Raw genomic sequence first — 18,854 nt, 5'->3', positions numbered from 1 at the left:
TAGGTTAATAAAGTATGACAACAGCCGTCGCATAACTCTGACAATGCGAAATACTCAACGATGAATTCGCAATTTTTTTCTCGACCAGCAACGCTTTTACGCGTCCGTTAAAAATAAAACTGGGGCATCCATAATCATCATGGCTGATTTCGATGTCCTGAAATGTAATACCGTCCCGGAAGCCACACCCCAACGCTTTTACGAGCGCCTCTTTCGCCGCCCAAAACCCCGACGCACGTTCATAATTGGGATCGGCCAGATCAATTTTTTTGATTTCTTGTTCGGTATAGACCCGCTGTAAAAAATCTGCCTGCCAGTGGGTTATTGCCCGACGTATTCGTGAAACCTCGACGATATCCGTACCGATACGCATTTTTTCGCCAGTCCTTTTTTATAACTGATAAGTCAGATTCAGATTAAAATTAAGCTTATCGACATCCATGCTGCCGGGGTATTTCAGCGGTACTGACAATGACGAGTCATAGCCCAGACTTTTTATGCTTCCCTGAATACCCACTGTCCCACCGATAATAAATTCCTCACCCCAGGTTTGGTCCCGCCGCATTTGCCCGCCATCTACGCCGATATAGTAGCTGGCGTTGATATCTCGCACCGGGTGATAGAGTGTATTTTGCAGGTAGTAACCGCTGTTTCCCGTCAGGCCAACGCTATTTTCAAACCCACGAACGCTCCAGCGATCCCCTATCGTTATTTGATCCTGGAGGGTCAACTCACGCGGCGCGTATTGCGCAAAAAAAAAGGCGCTATATACGTTATTGCTAAACTGTCGGGTATAGCGACTTTCAACATTAACCCGCTGACTGACGGGGCTGACATCGCCATAGACCATATCCGGCGTTTTTTCGGCGCCGAACCCGGTGACAAAACGCTGCCAGGATATGGTGGAATCCCAGTTTGCATTCACCAGCTGCTGCGTGTAATTCACACCAAACTTGACGTTATCCATGTCACGCTTCTGCAAGACAAGCTCTTCGCCATTAATGGTATAACCGGATTTTCGCCGAATCAGCTCGGCACTCCCCGTCACCTTCCGGCTTTTATCCCGGTAGACCGTACGCGACGCCTTGACGCTGCCGTACTCACTCTTTCCGGCGTAATCCACCGAGGTGTAATAGAGCGGTATCGCCTGCCGCGAACGACTGCCGCTGTAGAACAGTGAGTAGTTCCAGTAGCCTACCGGCAGGGCATAGTAACCACTTACACTCTGGTACTGCCCCGTCGTGCTCTTCGTTCCTGCCAGATAAAACAGGTCACTAAAGCGGGCGGTGTTGTATAAATATCCCACCACTGAGGCCAGGTATTCTCCTGTCGCTTTATCGCCCCAGTTGTTATAGCTCGCCCGCACGCTCCACTGCTTTTCCCGGTTGGTGGTGATGCGAATCGTGCTATACCCGTGCTTCGTACCCGGTTCAATATTGATCTTCACATCCACGCCGGGTTCTTGCTGCAGGTTTTCCAGGCCCTGCTCGATATCGCGAATATTCAAAATGTCTTCTTTCGCAAACGGCAGCATCCATGGATTAATATCATTATGCTCGACAATAATTTTTTCTATTTTCCCGGCATTCACATCAAGCTTCAGCGTGCCGGAGGAAATATCCTGCGAAGGAATAGTGATACGGGTCGTGATGTAACCGGCATCAATATAAAAATCTTGCAACGCGGTGGCAATTTTCACCACACCGATGCTGCCAACGCAGCGTCCGAGGATCTCTTTTTTAACCGCTTTTTCGGTTTTACGTTTCAAAAAATCATTATCAAGAACAAGCGCCTTTAGGGTAAAACAGTTTTCCTCCTCCGGTAGCTTATCCAGTCTGAATACTTTACGTTCGGTGCTGGAGAATACATCCTGCCGATACACCTTTTGTTCTTTGAAAGCATTCAGATCTGCATTTTGCTGCTGTTTAATCAGAGTAGAAATGTCGTCAACCGCAAACAATTGAAAAGACATCACCAGCAATAACAGTAAAAATTTAAATCGCAGTTCCATTCACTTTCTCAGAAAAAAAGGCAGCAGGGTCTCGTTCTGACTTTGCGCTATCAGGCGATAGCTGCTGCCTTTTGTTACACCTTATCGATTACATACCAACAATGGTGCCGGTATTGGTTACTTTATTGGTAATCAGTTCCATACCGTATAAGCCACCGAATACGGCATCCTGACCGCTGTTTGTCACGTTATTCGCCGCGACACCAGCAACGCCATAAGACAGCATATTGAGGTAGTTATAGATATTCCCTGCCGTTTTCACAGACAGCGTATAATCGCTCACAATATTACCGCGGTTGGAAATGTCGGCACCGGCATTCAACGCGATATTCTGAGCAAGAATATTGCTGTTGCTGTTATTGGTAATGTGACGCTGAGTATCCATTTTCAGATTAGTACCCGCGACGATGTCTTTGAAGTTCTCAACACCGTTCAGGGCATTAATTGTCAGCGCGTTATCTGCAGAAAGCGCATTGCGGTTATACAAAGTACCTTTCAGCACGTTGACGTTCACATCGCCTTTACCGCTGATCCAGCCGTAGTTGGTGACGCTGTTATCCACAGTCAGATTAAGATTCTTATCTGACGCGATAACGCCGGTCGCGGTGTTGTTAGCCATGCTGCCATCGCTGTAGTTGCTCAGCGAACCCGCTGTCACGTCCAGGTTGCCCGCACTCCAGAGGGTCGCGTAGTTGTTGTAGAACGTGCCTGCCGCTTTGACGATCGCATCGGCGCCGCTCACCAGCATCGCACGGGTGTTATCCAGCGTCCCTTTCGACAGCACGCTCAGTGCACCGTTATCCGCGATGATGCTGCTGTTGTTGTTGTAGACGTTCTGCCCGGAAACAGACACACCTTCTCGGCCAATCATGCCGCCAACATCGCCCGTCACACCAAAGGTTTCGCCGTGATAACGAACAAAGTTGTTACCGTCACGGTTTTCAACATTTCCGGCCGCATTCACGGACAGCTTTTTGTTCGCCACGATCATTGCGGTGTTGTTATACACCGTTGATTTCGTCTCAACAGCGACATTCTCACCCGCAATCAACCCGTTGTTGTTATCCACGATGTTGGCTGAAAGTTTGATATCACCGGCCTGAGAAAGCAGTGAACCACGGTTGTTGTCGAAATACCCCATCAGCGCCAGGTCGATATTGCCGTAGGCAGCCGTCCGACCGTAGTCGTTATTCAGTCGGTTTGCCTTAAGAACGATATCGCTACCGGACTCGATTTTTCCGTAGTAGTTATCAACGGTTCCACCCGCGGTAATCGTCACATCGCCGGCCTCAGCGATGAGCTTACCGCGACTGTTATTCACATTGCCTGTCGCCGTCAGCGTCAAATTGCCGTCGGCTTTGATCGTGGAGGCGTTGTTATCAATGTTATTGGCACTGAAGGAGGCATCGCCATAGCTGACCATATTCAGGTCGTTATAGAGATTACCTTTAGTGGTAATCACCATACCGTTGTCAGCGACGATGTTACCGCGGTTGTTGACATCATAGACTGCCGAGATCGTGACGCTATCGCCCACCATGTTGCCGTCGGAGTTGTTCGTCACGCCACGCTGGGTATTCACCACCAGAGCGCCACCCGCAGCGATGTTTTTCTGGTTTTCAACACCCGACTGAGCAGAAACCGTCAGCGATTTCTCAGCGGAGAGCGTATTACGGTTGGTCAGGGAGCCGTTCAGAATGTTCAGGATGGCATCACCCAGGCTGCTGATCCAGCCATAGTTGGTCACGCTGCTCGCCACATTCATCGTCAGATCGCTGTCAGCCGCAATCACCCCCGTCGCATTGTTGTCTTCGAGCGCGCCGTTGCTGTAGTTGCTCAGGCTGTTGGCCTCGATCGCCAGATCGCCCATGCTGTAGGTGGTGGAATAGTTGTTATTAAACGAACCACCCGCCTTGATAGACGCATCTCCACCGCTCACCAGTAACGCGCGAGAGTTATCGATGTTACCTTTTGCCTGTACTTTCAGCGGGCCATTTTCAGAAATGATACGGCTTTGGTTGTTGTAAATCGTGTTCCCGGACAGCGAGACGCCTTCTTTACCAACCATGCCGCCATTCTGCTGAGGCATGCCGAAGTAGGTACCAAATGCAGAGCCGAAATCCGTACCGTAACGGTTTTCGATGTTATCGCCTGCAGTAACGCTCAATACCTTACTGGCAACGATGAACGCGGTATTGTTATTAACCCCGGCATTGGCATTAATGGTGACGTTTTGTCCCATAATGAAGCCACCGCGGTTGTTCAGGGCATTTGATGCCAGGGCAACATCACCTTCTTCAGAACTGAATACGCCAATGTAGTTGGTGATATTTCCACCCACTTGCGCGCTCACGCCGGTACGGCCCGCTACACCGCCGTTGTCGTTACGCATGGAGGCGGCTTTAGCAATCACTTTGCTGTTGGAGTTCAGCTTGCCGGAGTAGTTATCAATCGTGCCGGCACTTTCGAGGGAGATATCGCCATTCGACGCCATCTGCCCACCGTTATTATTGATGCTGTTCGCGGCAATCTGCACGCCCTTCTCAGCAATAATGCCTAACGAGTCATCGCTGGCCGTATCGGCGGTTTTGGTCGCGCCGTTATTAACCGTACCTTTCGCGGCAATCTTGGTGAAACCACCCGCAGAACGGATCATGCCTCGGTTGTTATCGACGTTACCGCCGCTCACAACGTTCACATCACCGAGGGCGTCAACTAAACCGCTGTTGTTGTTAACAGCAGCAGATTCAAGGCCAACATAACCGCCCTTGATCTGGCCGTTGCTGTTATTCAGGGTGCCGGTTTTTAACGCCACGATCCCGGCTTCAATACCGACAGTCTTCCCTTTACCGTAGTTGGTTAAGGTGTTGTTGTTGGTATCAACAGCCAGCATGCCCGCTGCGGCCATTTTACCGTTGGTGTTATCAATGGCGCCGCTATTGACGTAGAGGTCGCCCATCGTCGAAATGTTGCCAGAGCGGCTGTTGACGAGGGTATTTTTGTTGGTGTCCAGCGCAATGGTACCGACGGACGTAATATCCCCGGTGGTGTTGTTCAGTGCGCCATTGGTTTTAATATTGATCTGACCAGAGGACTCAATGCGCGCGTTGTTATTCAGCAGTTGACCGTTAGCGTCAATATTTACGCCGTTAACGCCACCCGCAATAATGCCCTGGTTACGCACGCCCACACCGCTTTCGGTGCTGACGAGGGTGATCTTGTTAGCATACATCCCGCCCAGGGCAGCCACGTCAATGCTGTTGGCATTACGAATGCCAGCCGCAGTAACAGAACCGGTGACCTGACCTGCCGCGTTGACGTAGTTATTACCCGCCACAACGTTCAGCTCACCCGCGCTCACTTTGTCAGTGACCACCACATTACGGGACAGAATTTCTGTCGGGCTGGCGTTATTCAGTTTACCCAGCGTAATGGTGCCGCCATTGACAGAATAACCGGCTAACTGATCGTTCTGAATATCCGGCGTACCGGTTGTCAGGGTCAGTTTACCGGTGTTAATGGAGCCGCCACCATTAACGGTAATCCCGTTCGGGTTGGCAATGATTAAATCAGCTTTATCGCCCGCCACTTCCATCATACCGTTAATAGCAGAGGCATTTTTAGAGGTGACTTCGTTCAGGATGACTTTCGCCGACCCGGAGGTCAGATTGCTGTTCCCCTGCACCTTACCCGCCAGCACGGTGTTGGATTCAGTCGTGCTGTTATTGAAGATAAGCCCATTCTTATCAACGTTTAACTTGTCATACACATTATGAGAAAGCCCCTTATCGTTGGCTTTATTAATGTTAATGACGGGCACATTTCCGGCCGAATACACCACGCCGTTCTTGATGTTAATCTCTGCTGTGTGCGCAACAAATGGCAGAGCGAGCAGAACAGAAGCAGCAACGGGATGCCACTTCAGCTCCAGCTGAAAGACTTTATTTTTTTTACTATTCATTTAATCGACTCTTTATTACGGAATTATTACATTTTTCAAAATATAACATCACCACTCTAAATAATTACTTCATATCCGTTGATTGCTTTTGGTCCCTCCTGTCACTCCCTGATGGTTCATTAATTTAGATTTTTAAGAGCATTCCTTGACATTAATTCTGGCATTTTTATTCTGAACTGGCATTCAGACTGCACCACATAACGGGAACTTTTAATTAGGAACTCGTCATCAGGCCTTCGGAATTTTATACATTCCAGACCTGTCAATACGTATTCATTAAAGAACAGAGATGAATTATTCCTGGTATGAGTAATCGCCATAGCTATAAGAGGCTGAAGCCCGCTTCTCAACACCGTTGAATATCACACCCTGGATGGCGATACCGTTTTGATCAAATCGACGCAGTCCCGCTTCAACCTCCTGGATCGAGTTCTGTTCGAATCTGACGACCATCAGAGACGTTGAGGCGAAACGGCCAATGATCGCGGCATCCGTGACGCTCAGAATCGGTGGCGTATCCAGAATAATGACATCGTACTGGGCTGAACAGGCGTCAATCAGCGTCCGGAATTGCGGCGTCATAAACAGCTCGGCAGGGTTGTTGACCATTCTTCCACGGCCAATAAAATCAACGCCCTGGTACTCTGTCTCTTCTATTACCCGGGCCACCTCCGCATCCGAAGATAAATAATCCGCAAGCCCGGCATGGCCGTCCGTTTGCGAGAAGATACTGTGCAAATAGCCCCTTCGCAGATCGCAGTCAATCACCAACACCCGGGTGCCGGCCTGCGCCATCAGCACCGCGAGGTTGGAACTGATGAAGGATTTACCCACCCCCGGTGAGGTACCTGAAATCATTAATATTTTATTCTCCGCCTTCAGCATGGCGAAATGAAGGCTGGTCCGTAGCCCTCTTATCGCCTCAACCGCCAGCGAGGTGGGCGAAGATTTGGCTAACAGCTCGTCAGACTGGTAGGTTGTAATGGCACGGCAGCGTCTGCTCTTCGTCCGTTCAGGCGCCAGCGGAACGACGGCATGAACAGGAATACCCCGTTTTTCCAGCTCCGCGGGCTGTTTGATCCCTTTGATTAACATGTTGCGTATCAGAATCACGCCAGAGGCGAACAGGAAGCCCGTCAGCGCCGACAGGATGACAATCAACAACTTTTTCGGTTTAACCGGCTTATGCTGGGTGACAGCATTGTCAATAATACGAACATTACCCAGCGTACTGGCCTTATTGATATTGAGCTCATGCTGCTTGTTCAACAACAGCATATAGATATCATTTCCCATCTGCACATCACGGGTCATGCTCAAAATTTCCTGCTGCGTTCGCGGCATGGTGCTGATACGTTGATTAAGCTTCTCTTTTTCTTCCTGCAGGACGGCTCGTTTTTCTGACAGTGCTTTATAAGCCGGATGCGAACGCTTATATAGCTTTGAAATCTCGGCCTCTTTAAAGGTTAATTCATTCAGTTGGGTATCGATGGACACCACATTGTCGAGGATGAATTTAGCCTCCAGCGATAAATCCACCGACTCATTATTTTTTCTGAAATCATTGAGTTTATTTTCGGCCGTCACCAGATTGTTTTTAATTTGCAGCAATTGTTCATTCACGAAGGCCAGACTCTTGCTGGCCTCTTCTGACTTACGTGCAACATCCTGGGCAAGATAATTGTGGCTGATCGTTTCAAGAATTTTGCTGATCATCACCGGATCGGAACCGGTCATGCTGAGATGAAGCATCCCATTGCCACCGGATTTTCCATCCACCACCAGGTTGTTTTTGATCTCATCAATCACCGAATATTCATTGTGTTTACGTAAAATGAAGACGGTATTCTGCGTCAGTTCGGCATGTTCAATCATAAAATCAATGCCGTGCGCGTGAAGCGGGACGCCGACTTTACCCTGCAACACGGTCTCGCCGACCTGCAGGGTGTAATCACCCGCCACCGTGATAGTCAGGATCATCGCTTCGTTCAGGAACGCCTCGGGCACGGCCAGGGTTGAAATCTCAATCTTTCCCGTCGGTTTGCCAAACAGGCGCAGGAGCAGCGCATTCGCAAACGGATAGCGTTTCTCAGTCACGGAGATATCCAGCGCCAGATCGCGCACGGTTTTGCCAATCACCATCCGCGATTTAATTAACGAAATCTCTGATTCTGAAGCGACGCCGGAGCCTTCAGGCAGCATTGTGGATAACTTATTTAAAAGCCCCGTAGAAGCATTTTTCTCAACCTGAATTAATGCATCACTTTTATAGACGGGCGCTAAACTGTAAGCGATAACAATGCCGAACGCGATAAACAGTAATGTTGTCACCGCTATCCAGACCTTACTGTAATATAACACTTTAAGGATTTGGAAAAGGTCAACATCCTCCTCCCGCGGAACATTATCGGTTTGCGATTTGCTAATGTGTTTGTCAAACATGCTCTAATCAGCCTTGATTATTTAACCTGCTGGAAAACCCTGACCCATTCTTCAGCAGCGGAAAAAAGTTGTTGAAAAATAACACCTGAAATATCTCGTCCCCGACGATAAGGATCAGCGATCTCCAGTTGCTGGAGCCAGTAGCCGAATAAAAATGTCTTTCCCCGGGATTCCATTGCCAGGCGGGTGACGGCTTCAATATGATTTTGCTCCATGGCCAGAATCAAATCATATTCGCGACACATCAACGGCGTGAGTTGTTTTGCACAATGGCCCTCTAATGAAAGGCCATACTCGCGGGCCGTCTCTGCCATTACAGGATCGGCCGCCTCACCTGTTAACGCAGCAATTCCGGCTGAATCCACCTTCATATCGGGCAAGCGTGAACGCAAAAGGCGTTCCCCCACCGGGGAACGACAGATATTGCCTGTGCAGACGACAAGAATGGACTGGTATCTTCCATTCATATTAATTACTCCAGTTCCTGATGAAGCGCGTCGTTTCCGTCAGGCTGTAGACACCACTAATGGTGGGCATTAATTGATTAATGACTCTGTTCCAGCGAGAAACAGGCGCAGTCGTCACATACACAATATCGTACGGCTTGAGCCTGAATTCTGTTCCAAGCACCAGCGCCGTCGCATCCCGGGCATCAAGCTGATAAATATTTGCCTGCTTTCCTTTTGCCGCATCCGGTTTGTTTTCCGAGCGGATCACAAAGATACCGCTGGCATCACTGGTTAATTGATTCATTCCCTCCGCATTGCCCAACGCTTCCGTCAGGGTCATGCCAGAACGATCCATCTTCAGGGTGGTTTGCTTCACGACATCCCCCATGACAAAGACCTTTAATTCATCATTGCGAGGGATATACAGAATATCGCCGGCATAGAGCAGCTTATTCTGCTGCAGATCGCCGTATTGCATTAACGCCTGCAGGGAGATAATTGATTTTTTACCGCCCTGGGTTAAAACCGCGTTGCCCCAGTCCGCATTTTCAGTCAGCCCACCCGCCAGATTAACCGCATCAATAATGGTCAGTGGAACGTTGGTGATGGGCTGCTGCCCGGACTGATTAACTTCGCCTGAAACATACACCTTTTGAGAACGGAATGCGGCAATCCCCACATCAACCTGTGGGGACTCAATGTATTTCGCCAGGTGTTCAGCGATCAGCTCCCTGACTTCGGTGACCGTTTTATCCTTAACATGGATTTTCCCGATGTAGGGGTAAAATATCGTGCCGTCTGAATGCACCCAGTTCCCCGTATCGCTGGCGCTACGGTACTGGCCGGACGGGGTGGTGAGCTCAGGGTGTTCCCACACCGTAACCATGATGATATCTCCGACACCAATGCGGTATTCATACGCTTCAAGCCGTTTATTCAGCTCCGCATTGGCGTGAGCGACCACCACGTTCTCCCGTAATTTTTCAATCAGCGCCGGGGTTACAGGATAAACGTTAACCTTTACATCATTGAGGTTCTCGGGATCGGGTGTTTCGACCACCGTTTTCCCGGCGGTATCAATATGACTGCCAGGCGTGATCTGACACCCCGCCAGTAAAAATAGCGTGGTGAAAATAAACAGAACTGAAAATTTTCTCATACTTTTCTTTATGCCATTTCAGGGAAATGACATTTCCTTATAATTAATCAACCACCCGTGGTGTTGCAGAGAGAATGAAGAGTGGAACCCGCAATTGATTAAATGATAAACCTTAAAAGTATGCCTGTCCTGCAGACGTAGAGTAATCCTACCCACAGACGTCTCTTTCTTACCATTAATATAAAGCAAGACCAAAATGGCGGATACGTAAACAATTCCCATTTATGTGGGGAGTATTCTCAAATAATAAGCCGGCGACATCGTGTAAAATGAAAATATATACATACCGTATCATAAGCTCGATAGCATGCAAATCTTAGGCTAAAAAGAGACGTGCTGAATAAATTAACCAAAGGGATAACCATGGATACGTCGCGAGTCATACTATCAAGATGTCATTTCAGCAATATCGGATTGCGTCACTTGCTTTCCGGCATGTTCAAAAAAGAAGAGATTATCTCTTTTTATAATCAACATCATTTATATGACTGGGCAAAAGGTATCAAAAAAGATAATTTTTTTAACTTATACCTGGTACTTCCTGACTCCATTTATAGCAACATTGTCTATTTTCAGTGGCTTATCTCACTCCAGCGAAAAACAAATCTCCGCGCGCCTGAAGAAATCATCATCGCCTACCACTCAGACTTTTTCCCGGAGCTTTTCGCCTGCATTTGCTCGCACTATAAACATCGCCTGGTGAACATCAATAATCTGACCAACGATGAGATTGTCAAAAAAATGCATACCCAGCGCCATCCCAGTAAAAGTGGGGTGGTCAAAAGATACATCGAGCTAACGCATATGGAGTTCTGTGTGTTAAAGCTGATGATCTCGGGCTATACCATTGATGACATCAGTACCTTATATAACATCAAACCGAAAACCACGTACACCTACAGCAATAACATTATGAAACAGCTGGGGTTTAACTCGTTAAAGAAAATTTACTCCTGCGGTGAAATCATTAGATCATCGATTGAGCATGAAATAATAAGAGAAAAGAAAAAATACTACAGCCTTGCCCGCATCCAGATGTACGAACCGCAGACTGCTTAATACCTCATACCCTGTTACACCTCTCGCTGTGTCTTCAAAACCCGTTGCAATTCTCCAAAAAAAATACGGAAAGCATTTCTGCAATCCGTATTTTTTGTTTCTACGCGAACTTAGTGGCTTTTCACTAAAATTTCTACGCGGCGACTGTTGACGTTACATCCTGCCGCCTGTTGGCTGGCCGAAGTCCCGCAGCCTTCGGCACTTTGCGCGACCCCCATGCCCGTGGTGTTATTGATCAGCTCCGGTTTAATGCCTTTGGCAATCAGTAACGAACGAACGGTATCGGCACGTGCTTCAGACAAACGCTGGTTAGCCTCACGGCTGCCAATCGCGTCGGTATACCCCACAATCTGGATCTCCCGAACGTTATTTGCTTTTCTGGCGAATTTCACCACCTCGTCAAGCTTATTGCGCGACTCCGCAAAAATTCCCGCCGCATTACTGGCCGCAAAGCGGAACAGAATTTGCTCCTGAATAAGCACCACGCCGGTGTTATTCACGTAATCACACGCTTTTACCTGTGACGCACGGTTAATGATTTTGCTCTGCTTATGCATGTTGCTCAACAGAGATTCAGCCCGTGAACGCTCTTCCAGTGCCGCCGTATTTCCTGTCGTGCCTGGATTAACCTGAATAAAATAGGTTTGCGCACTCTCGGTGCTGAGCTGCTGCAGGGGGTTTTGTTTGCCCTGATAAGTGGGATGATCGTTGAACCAGGACTCCACCGCATGCGCGCCTGGCGCGGCGCACAGGACGGTAAATTGCCCTGGCAACAGCACCGACTGCAGCTCGCGATCGACATAAATTGTCGCGGGTACGCTCCCCTCAGGGTAATAAACCACAATCTGCGCCAGTTCAGGGGTAACATCAGCTACAGGACGATATGGCTGAGGCGCCGCCTTTTTAGATACCGGCTTTGTCTCTGCCGGTATATCGATGACATGCTTCACTCTTTCCGCTGACAATGCAGCGCTGGATATGAATACGCTGAGCGCGGCAGTAATCGCACACGCCAGGTTTATTTTTTTAAACTTATTAAGGGTTACTTTCATTTATCCAATTCCCGATTAACCCAGTGATTGACTGTGTAACAACGATATAGAGATGTGCGCAGAAAGCCCGCCATCCGAAGATGGCGGGTATTGACTGGGTTACATCATGATTTGGTTATTCTGCAGCAGCGTCACCAAATCCGTTTGCACGTCGGCCAGCGTGACAACTTGGGTAAATCCATGTTGTCCGCCCTGACCGTCACGGTCGATACTGATCACGGTGTCATTACCCACAACCTCAACCTTGACGTAGTCAAGTACGCCGCGGGAGGAGTAATCCAGCTCCAGTTTTCCTTCGTCTTCGAAGAAGGAGACTGAACCTTTGTAGTCAAGCAGTTCGCTCATATCGAGCAGATCTGCATCACTGTCTTTCACCAGATTACCCACCTTGAAGCCGTGGATCGTGTCGTGACCGTTGCCACCGGTGCTGTCGTTGGTCATACCTGCCAGCACTTTGTACATCAACGTATCGTTGCCGCCGTTGACCAGATAGAAGGCGTCGTTACCCCCACGTCCTTCAAACACGTTATTCGCGGAGTTATCCGTAAACGTGTCCTGCTGGCTGGAGCCTACAAGACCCTCAATGCTGAGGAGCTTATCGGTACCATTACCGGTTGCAGTACCTGTCCACAGGTTCGCGTTGATGGCCGTTGTTGAATGGCTATAGTCAACGACGTCCATGCCGGCTTTTTCACTCCAGACTGGCTTACCGCTCACAATCTGGTTCCAGCCACCGCCACCGTTGTAGGTGTCGTTGCCTGCCGAACCGAAGAAGGTGTCGTTATAGCCGGTACCGATGATCCCGCTGTTGCCGGTGGTATTGTTCGCGGCAGTGCCGCTTTCCGCCGTCAGCACGTAGGAGTCATGGGCTTTACCTGTTGTCAGGCCACCCCAGTTCTCATTCACCGTACCGTTGGTATAACCACCGATGCTGCCCGTTGCGCCAACGTGATCCGCTTTACCGTCGGTAATGCGCAGCATCTGCACGGAGTAAACTTCGTTCGGATCCAGTCCGAAGAAGCTCACCAGCCCCATGCTGTTGCTGGAACCGGAGGATTGCGGGTTAATCAGCTGGGTTGCCACAAGCTCGCCCGCGGAGTTATAGAGCTTCACGGTGTTGCTGTAGAAGGTATTGATGCCGTTACCGTCAACAATACGGATCTGCAGGCTCGTGCCGTCCGCCGCGATGTTGGTGTTTTTCACCAGCAACGTGCGTGCCGCGTCGTCTCTTGCCACAACATCGGCATCTGCCCCAGAACGGTACAGTACCAGGTCCATCGAACCGTCCCAGTCGTAGTCAAGCGCCACGGCACCGGTCAGGTTGTTAAACGTCGTGCTCCCCGTCAGGCTGACTTTATTGGTACCCCAGTTGTTACTACCGGTATTGGTATACAGCATCGGCGAGCCAGTCACGCCAGAGCGTGGCACTTCGATGATGTCCATCTTACCGTCGTGGTTCCAGTCCACTGCCAGCGACGTGCCGCCGTCAACATTATCGCCAAACCACAGTGCCTGGCTGTCAGTTGCATTGAGCTTGCCGGTACCATCGTTGAGATAGATGCGGCTCTCATCGCTGTTACTACCGCCCTTCGATCCTCGACTCAGGAACAGATCCAGCCAACCATCGTTGTTGTAATCTGCATAGGTCATGGAGATTGACAAGTTACCGTAGTCTTCATGGCCATCGTCACGGAACACGTTCGTGTAGTAGCCAACTTCACCGAAGTTAGTCTTCGACGTTCCGGTTGTCTGGTTATACAAAATACCCAGACCACGTGAGTTGTTACCGACGAGGTTGCCAGCGCCGTTGTAGTCGATATGTGCCGTAATATCTACGGTACCGTTGTTATCGATATCCACAGCGCCCACCTCGTGCAGCACACTCAGTGACGCTGGCAATGCCCCGCCAGGATGTCCGTCAGAGAAGCCGGCATTATCCTCGTAACTCAGCGTGCCCTGCGTATTCTTGATGAACGAGATGGAGTCCGCTTCTGAGTCACCCAGCACAAAGTCCAGATAACCATCACCTTCACGGTCATAGGAAATCACGCCGCCGAGGTGGTTCAGGGTGCCCTGATCCAGCGCCTTCGCAGAGTAACTACCGTCAGCGTTCTGCAGCCAGTAGGCGGTACGACCCGCGTTACTGTAGCTACTGATCTGAGACATTACGTCGGCATAGCCATCGCGGTTGATGTCCGCAAAGGCTGCGGAGTTAACATAACGGCTGTAGGACGTGCTATCTACGTTGTAACCCGCACCGTTGTCAGTTGACGGCTGTGCAAGGTACGTTGAATCGTAGTCTTCACGCGTGACGGAGTCATAGACACGTCCGGCGTTCGCGGTTGTCGTACCGGAAGTGCCACGGGCACTCTGGAAGAATGACCACAAACCATCCTGACTGATCGTCACCGCAGCGGCGTTCAGACCACGGCTATCTGCATCGGTCGTTCCCCCCCAGGTTTGTTCAATCAGCGTACTGCCGCCACCTTCGGTGACACCTGTACTGGTGCTGGCGCTCATGCTTGAGCGGTTACCCGCTTCATCCCAGACCACAAAGGCCAGGTTATGGGCACCCGCAGGCAGCGTCGTGTTCAACGTCCAGGAGCCGTCCGTGTTCGCTTTCGCGAAGCCAATGACCTGATCCAGACCTTCCTGATAGGTCCCGTTGTTGTTCACATCACTCACCAGCGAGACAATCGCCCCCGCTTCAACACGGCCGTACTGACCGCTGGAGAAGGTGAACGAATCTCCTGTGGTGGTGTGCTGCGGCACATTCGGCGCACCGGTAATACCGTCCGGAGAATCCAGATCGATAACCACGTTGTAGCTGTCCGCAAACTTCGTGTTCGTGCCCGGGTTGCCTGCAACGTCAATCACCTGCAGCTTGAAGTTATGCGTGACGCTGGCCATCGCTTCCGGCAGTTCATAGCTCCAGCTCTGGCCGTTAAGGGCCAGCGTTTTCCAGGTTTTACCGTTATCCAGCGAAATCTGCAGATGCTCACCCGCCTGCAACGCAGCACTCAGGTTACCGCTGATGGTCACCGTACGGTCACGGGTGATCATGTCGCCGTTAGTCGCCGTTGCGGCATGGCTGAAGTGATCCCCGGTCGTCAGACCATGGCTGGTATCGGTGGTGACTTTGGTGGTCGTCGTCAGACCATTCATGTCACTGCCGCCCGATGCCACCTGCAGCGCCTGAGAATCGGTGCTGCCAACGTTACCGGCGTTATCCACCACGCGAGCCTGGATGGTATAAGCCCCATCGTTCAGCGGCGTGTTCTGCATATCCACAGTCCAGGATGTGCCGGTTACCGTTGAGGCACGCGTCCAGGTTGCCCCGTTGTCGAGGCTAATCTCAACCCATTCGTCAGCCTGCAGGGCTTTAGTCAGCTGACCGTTAATCAACAGCGTGTTATCGCTGGTGACGAAGTCAGTATCTGATGCCCCCCGGTCTTCTGAAATAGAGCTGATATTGATAACCGCGTCAGAGACGGTGGTATCGACAACAATCGTCCAGGTGTTGCTCGGCGTACTGATGTTGCCAGCCGCATCTGTAGAGGTTGCCACCAGATTCCAGGTGCCTTCAGCCAGCTTGTTCGCATCGCTGATTTGCAGCGTCCATTGACCCGTCGTGCTATCGGCAACAGCGGTACCCAGCAGAATGCGCGTTGTCGCATCCACCTGATGGTACACATTCACCGTGCTTCCCTTCTCCGCCGTACCGGTAATTTCCGGCGTGGTGTCGTTGGTTGGCTTGCCGTGGGCAACGGAACCCTGAACCGGGTTAACGTCATCCAGCACATTCGTAATAACCGGTGCGACAGGCGCAACCGTATCCACCACCAGATCGAAGTCAATCGGCGTGAGTGGGTTATTGGACGGATCGGTCCCGGTAATACGCAGCGTATGCGCGCCATCACTCAGGCTACTCAGCGGCGTGAATTCCCAGTTACCGTTGGCATCCGCTTTCACCGTGCCAAGCTGAACGCCACCGACGTCGGTGATGATAATGGTGCTGCCTGCCGTCGCCTTACCGACCAGCTGTACCTGGCTGTCGTTGGTAACGTCACCCTCGCGAAGCACGCGTGAACCACCCGCTTCCTGGACGTCATCCACCACCTGCAGCAGTTGCAGATAGCTTGCGCCCGTGGAGACGTTGACAGTGATATCATCCACGATCGCGCTGCTGTTACCCGCCGGATCCGTTACCTGGGTCGCGAACTGGTGTTCACCATCCGCTAACGGCGTGGTTGGCGTGTACTGCCAGCTACCATCAGTGTTCGTCACAACAACCGAACCAATCGCCTGGCCGTTATCGTAAATCGTGACCGTACTGCCCTGCTCCGCTTTACCGGTGAAGGTCGGCTTGTTGTCGTCGGTGGTCATACCGTCGGTTAACTGACCTTTCCAGGCACCTTGATCGTCAGCCACCTGCAAACCGGAGACCGGATTTGGCGCTGTTGAATCAATGGTGAGGGTGAACGAACCACTGCGATCGCTCTCCTGACCTGCGCTGTTGGTATTGGTCACCGTAAAGGTGTAATTACCGTCAGCCAGCGCTGGTGATGGCGTAAAGCTCCAGGTGCCATCGCTGTTCAGCGTCGTCTTACCGACAACCTCAGTACCGTTGTAGATGGTGATCGTATCGCCTGCAGCACCGTCCGCCGTTCCTTTCAGGGTCGGCGTGTCGTCTTTGGTCAACGCATTGTTGGCCAGGTTGATAACGGTGGTGCCGGTATCGTCCAGAACGTTAACGATCGCTGGCGCATCCGGCGTGTCGGACATAATGACGTCATAGCTGTCAGCCGGTTTCGCCACGTTGCCAACACGATCGGTTTCCGTCACGGTCAGTTTGTTGATGGAGTCGCCATACAGAGACTCAGATGGCGTCAGTTCCCATTTACCATTCCTATCAACTGTGGTGGTACCCAATATCTTCGTGTTGCCGTCTTTATCCGTGGTGTAGACGGTAATGACGTTGCCCGCTTCCGCACCCGAGCCACGAATCACCGGACGTGAATCGTCCAGAACGCCGCCATCCGCAACAATCCCCTGAACGTTACCCACGTTATCCGTTACGGAATCGATGGTCACTTTGCTCGCATCCGGCGCGGTGTAGTCGGTGGTCAGAATGAAGTCCGCAGACTTGTCACTGACGTTGCCGGCTTCATCCGTGGCCGTCACGTAGAAGGTGTTTTTGCCTTCCGGTAACTTGCTGCCCGGCTTGAAGTTCCACGCGCCGCTGCTGTTCGCAGTGACTGAACCCAGTAGGGTGCCGTCAAGGGTGTAAATATTGACGGTGCTGCCCGCTTCAGCCGTACCGTGCAGGATTGGCTGCGGATCGTCAGTGACATCGTTGTTGCTCAGATCGTCCTTGATCGTCCCCACCTGATCTTCCGCGTAATCGATACTCGGACGGTTCGGTGCTTTACTGTCAATTTCGAAGCTGAAGGTGCTGGAGGTATCCTCTTTACCCGTCAGATCTTTCGCGGTTGCCGTAATGTTGTGTACGCCATCGCCCAGATCGCTGGTAGGCGTAAATACCCAGTTGCCACTGGCATCGGCCTTGACGCTGCCCAACACCACGTTGCCATCCATGATGGTGACAGTGCTGCCTGCTTTCGCCTTACCGCTGAATTCCGGACGCGCGTCGTCAGTGACGTCGTTCGCCTTCAGTTCGCCGGTGACCGTGCCTTTATCATCCATGACGCGAACGATGGTGACCGGAACGCTGGAGGTATCAAGCGTGACGGTAACACCGGCATTTTCAGCTCCCAGGTTGCCTGCTGAATCTTCAGCACGCGCGGTGAAGGTATATTCCCCATCCGCCAGTGAACCGGTGGTGTAAGACCAGTTACCGTTCGCATCTGCTACCGTCGTACCGTTTTCCTGGCCGTTCACATAGATGTGAACCACGCTGCCTGGCTCTGCTTTGCCGCTGATGGTCGGTGTCGCATCGTCAGTAGTATCGCCATTGGACAACGTACCGGTCTTCGGACCTTCGTTATCGCTCACGATAAAGCCAGTGACCTCACCCGGTGCGCTGGTATCCACCGTGATCGGGAAGCCGCCAGTCTGTGGGCTTACCTGACCAATGTCGTTAATGGCCTCCGCGACAAACGTATGAACGCCGTCCGCCAGTTTCGGCGTATTGAAGGTCCATTTGCCCTGGGCATCAGCCTTGGTTTCACCCAACAGGGTGGTGCCGTTCGGGCCGCCATAAATGCGAACCGTGACACCGGCTTCAGCCGTACCCGTCAACAACAGGGTGTCGTCGTTGGTTGTCGCATCCTTTTGTAATGGGCCGGTATGCGGCGCAACATCATCTTCCACACTGCTCAGGGTCGGTGGCAGCGGCTGACCGCCGGCATCGATCTGAATAATGTATTCCGGTGATGCCGCCGTGGTGTTACCCACGCTGTCGGTCTCTTTCACCGTCAGGTTGTAGGTCCCGTCAGGCAGGGCTTTCGTGACCTGAAGTTCCCAGGTACCGTCAGCCTGTACTTTAGCGGTGCCAATCACCCTGTCGCCGTTATAGACGGTGATGGTGTTGCCCGGCTCTGCGCCCGTTCCCTTGATCAGCGGCGTGTTATCGTCCGTCTTACCACCTGAGGCAATCGTCCCGGTTACGGAACCAAAATCATCCACCACATCGGTAATGCTCACTTTGCTGGCATCCGGCGCGGTGAAGTCCAGGTTAAGGACGAAATCGTCCGACGCT

The 18,854-nt window shown here is 51.3% G+C and carries 9 protein-coding genes; 1 reads left to right on the top strand and 8 read right to left on the bottom strand.

All coding sequences use genetic code 11. From position 1 onward, the window contains the following. Positions 1-4 precede the first annotated feature (4 nt). The 6 genes from acpS to C5687_RS08845 all read right to left on the bottom strand — a co-directional run bounded on the left by acpS (position 5) and on the right by C5687_RS08845 (position 10,022). Positions 5-373 (bottom strand): holo-ACP synthase, encoded by a 369-nt coding sequence (gene acpS / locus C5687_RS08870; RefSeq protein ID WP_025759042.1) that lies wholly within the window; start codon positions 371-373, stop codon positions 5-7. An 18-nt stretch (positions 374-391) separates the two neighbouring features. After that, positions 392-1,972, bottom strand: coding sequence for a ShlB/FhaC/HecB family hemolysin secretion/activation protein (locus C5687_RS08865; RefSeq protein ID WP_238380463.1), 1,581 nt, complete (start codon positions 1,970-1,972; stop codon positions 392-394). 127 nt (positions 1,973-2,099) lie between these two features. Further along, positions 2,100-5,972: a beta strand repeat-containing protein gene (locus C5687_RS08860; protein ID WP_082137886.1), complete on the bottom strand. Its 3,873-nt coding sequence runs from the start codon at positions 5,970-5,972 to the stop codon at positions 2,100-2,102. Between the two features lie 294 nt (positions 5,973-6,266). Continuing rightward, positions 6,267-8,414: a polysaccharide biosynthesis tyrosine autokinase gene (locus C5687_RS08855; protein WP_104556760.1), complete on the bottom strand. Its 2,148-nt coding sequence runs from the start codon at positions 8,412-8,414 to the stop codon at positions 6,267-6,269. Between the two features lie 17 nt (positions 8,415-8,431). Beyond that, complete coding sequence (locus C5687_RS08850) at positions 8,432-8,881, bottom strand: arsenate reductase/protein-tyrosine-phosphatase family protein (RefSeq protein WP_047957800.1); 450 nt, start codon at positions 8,879-8,881, stop codon at positions 8,432-8,434. A 1-nt stretch (position 8,882) separates the two neighbouring features. After that, a complete protein-coding gene (locus C5687_RS08845; protein ID WP_047957799.1) occupies positions 8,883-10,022 on the bottom strand; it encodes a polysaccharide export protein in 1,140 nt (379 codons plus the stop codon). A gap of 363 nt (positions 10,023-10,385) precedes the next feature. On the opposite strand from C5687_RS08845, the gene C5687_RS08840 reads away from it, so the two are divergent. Continuing rightward, positions 10,386-11,081: a helix-turn-helix transcriptional regulator gene (locus tag C5687_RS08840; RefSeq protein WP_104556759.1), complete on the top strand. Its 696-nt coding sequence runs from the start codon at positions 10,386-10,388 to the stop codon at positions 11,079-11,081. A 110-nt stretch (positions 11,082-11,191) separates the two neighbouring features. Here C5687_RS08840 and C5687_RS08835 read toward each other — a convergent pair whose 3' ends face one another. Beyond that, positions 11,192-12,031, bottom strand: coding sequence for an OmpA family protein (locus tag C5687_RS08835; RefSeq protein ID WP_274378542.1), 840 nt, complete (start codon positions 12,029-12,031; stop codon positions 11,192-11,194). Positions 12,032-12,232: 201 nt separating this feature from the next. Next, on the bottom strand, positions 12,233-18,799 hold the full coding sequence (locus C5687_RS08830) for an Ig-like domain-containing protein (RefSeq protein WP_238380459.1): 6,567 nt from the start codon (positions 18,797-18,799) through the stop codon (positions 12,233-12,235). Between the last annotated feature and the right edge of the window lie 55 nt (positions 18,800-18,854).

Source organism: Enterobacter sichuanensis, from assembly GCF_002939185.1.
GTDB lineage: Bacteria > Pseudomonadota > Gammaproteobacteria > Enterobacterales > Enterobacteriaceae > Enterobacter > Enterobacter sichuanensis.
The sequence above is the reverse complement of the archived record's forward strand: the minus strand, read 5'-3'. Positions and strand labels throughout refer to the sequence as shown.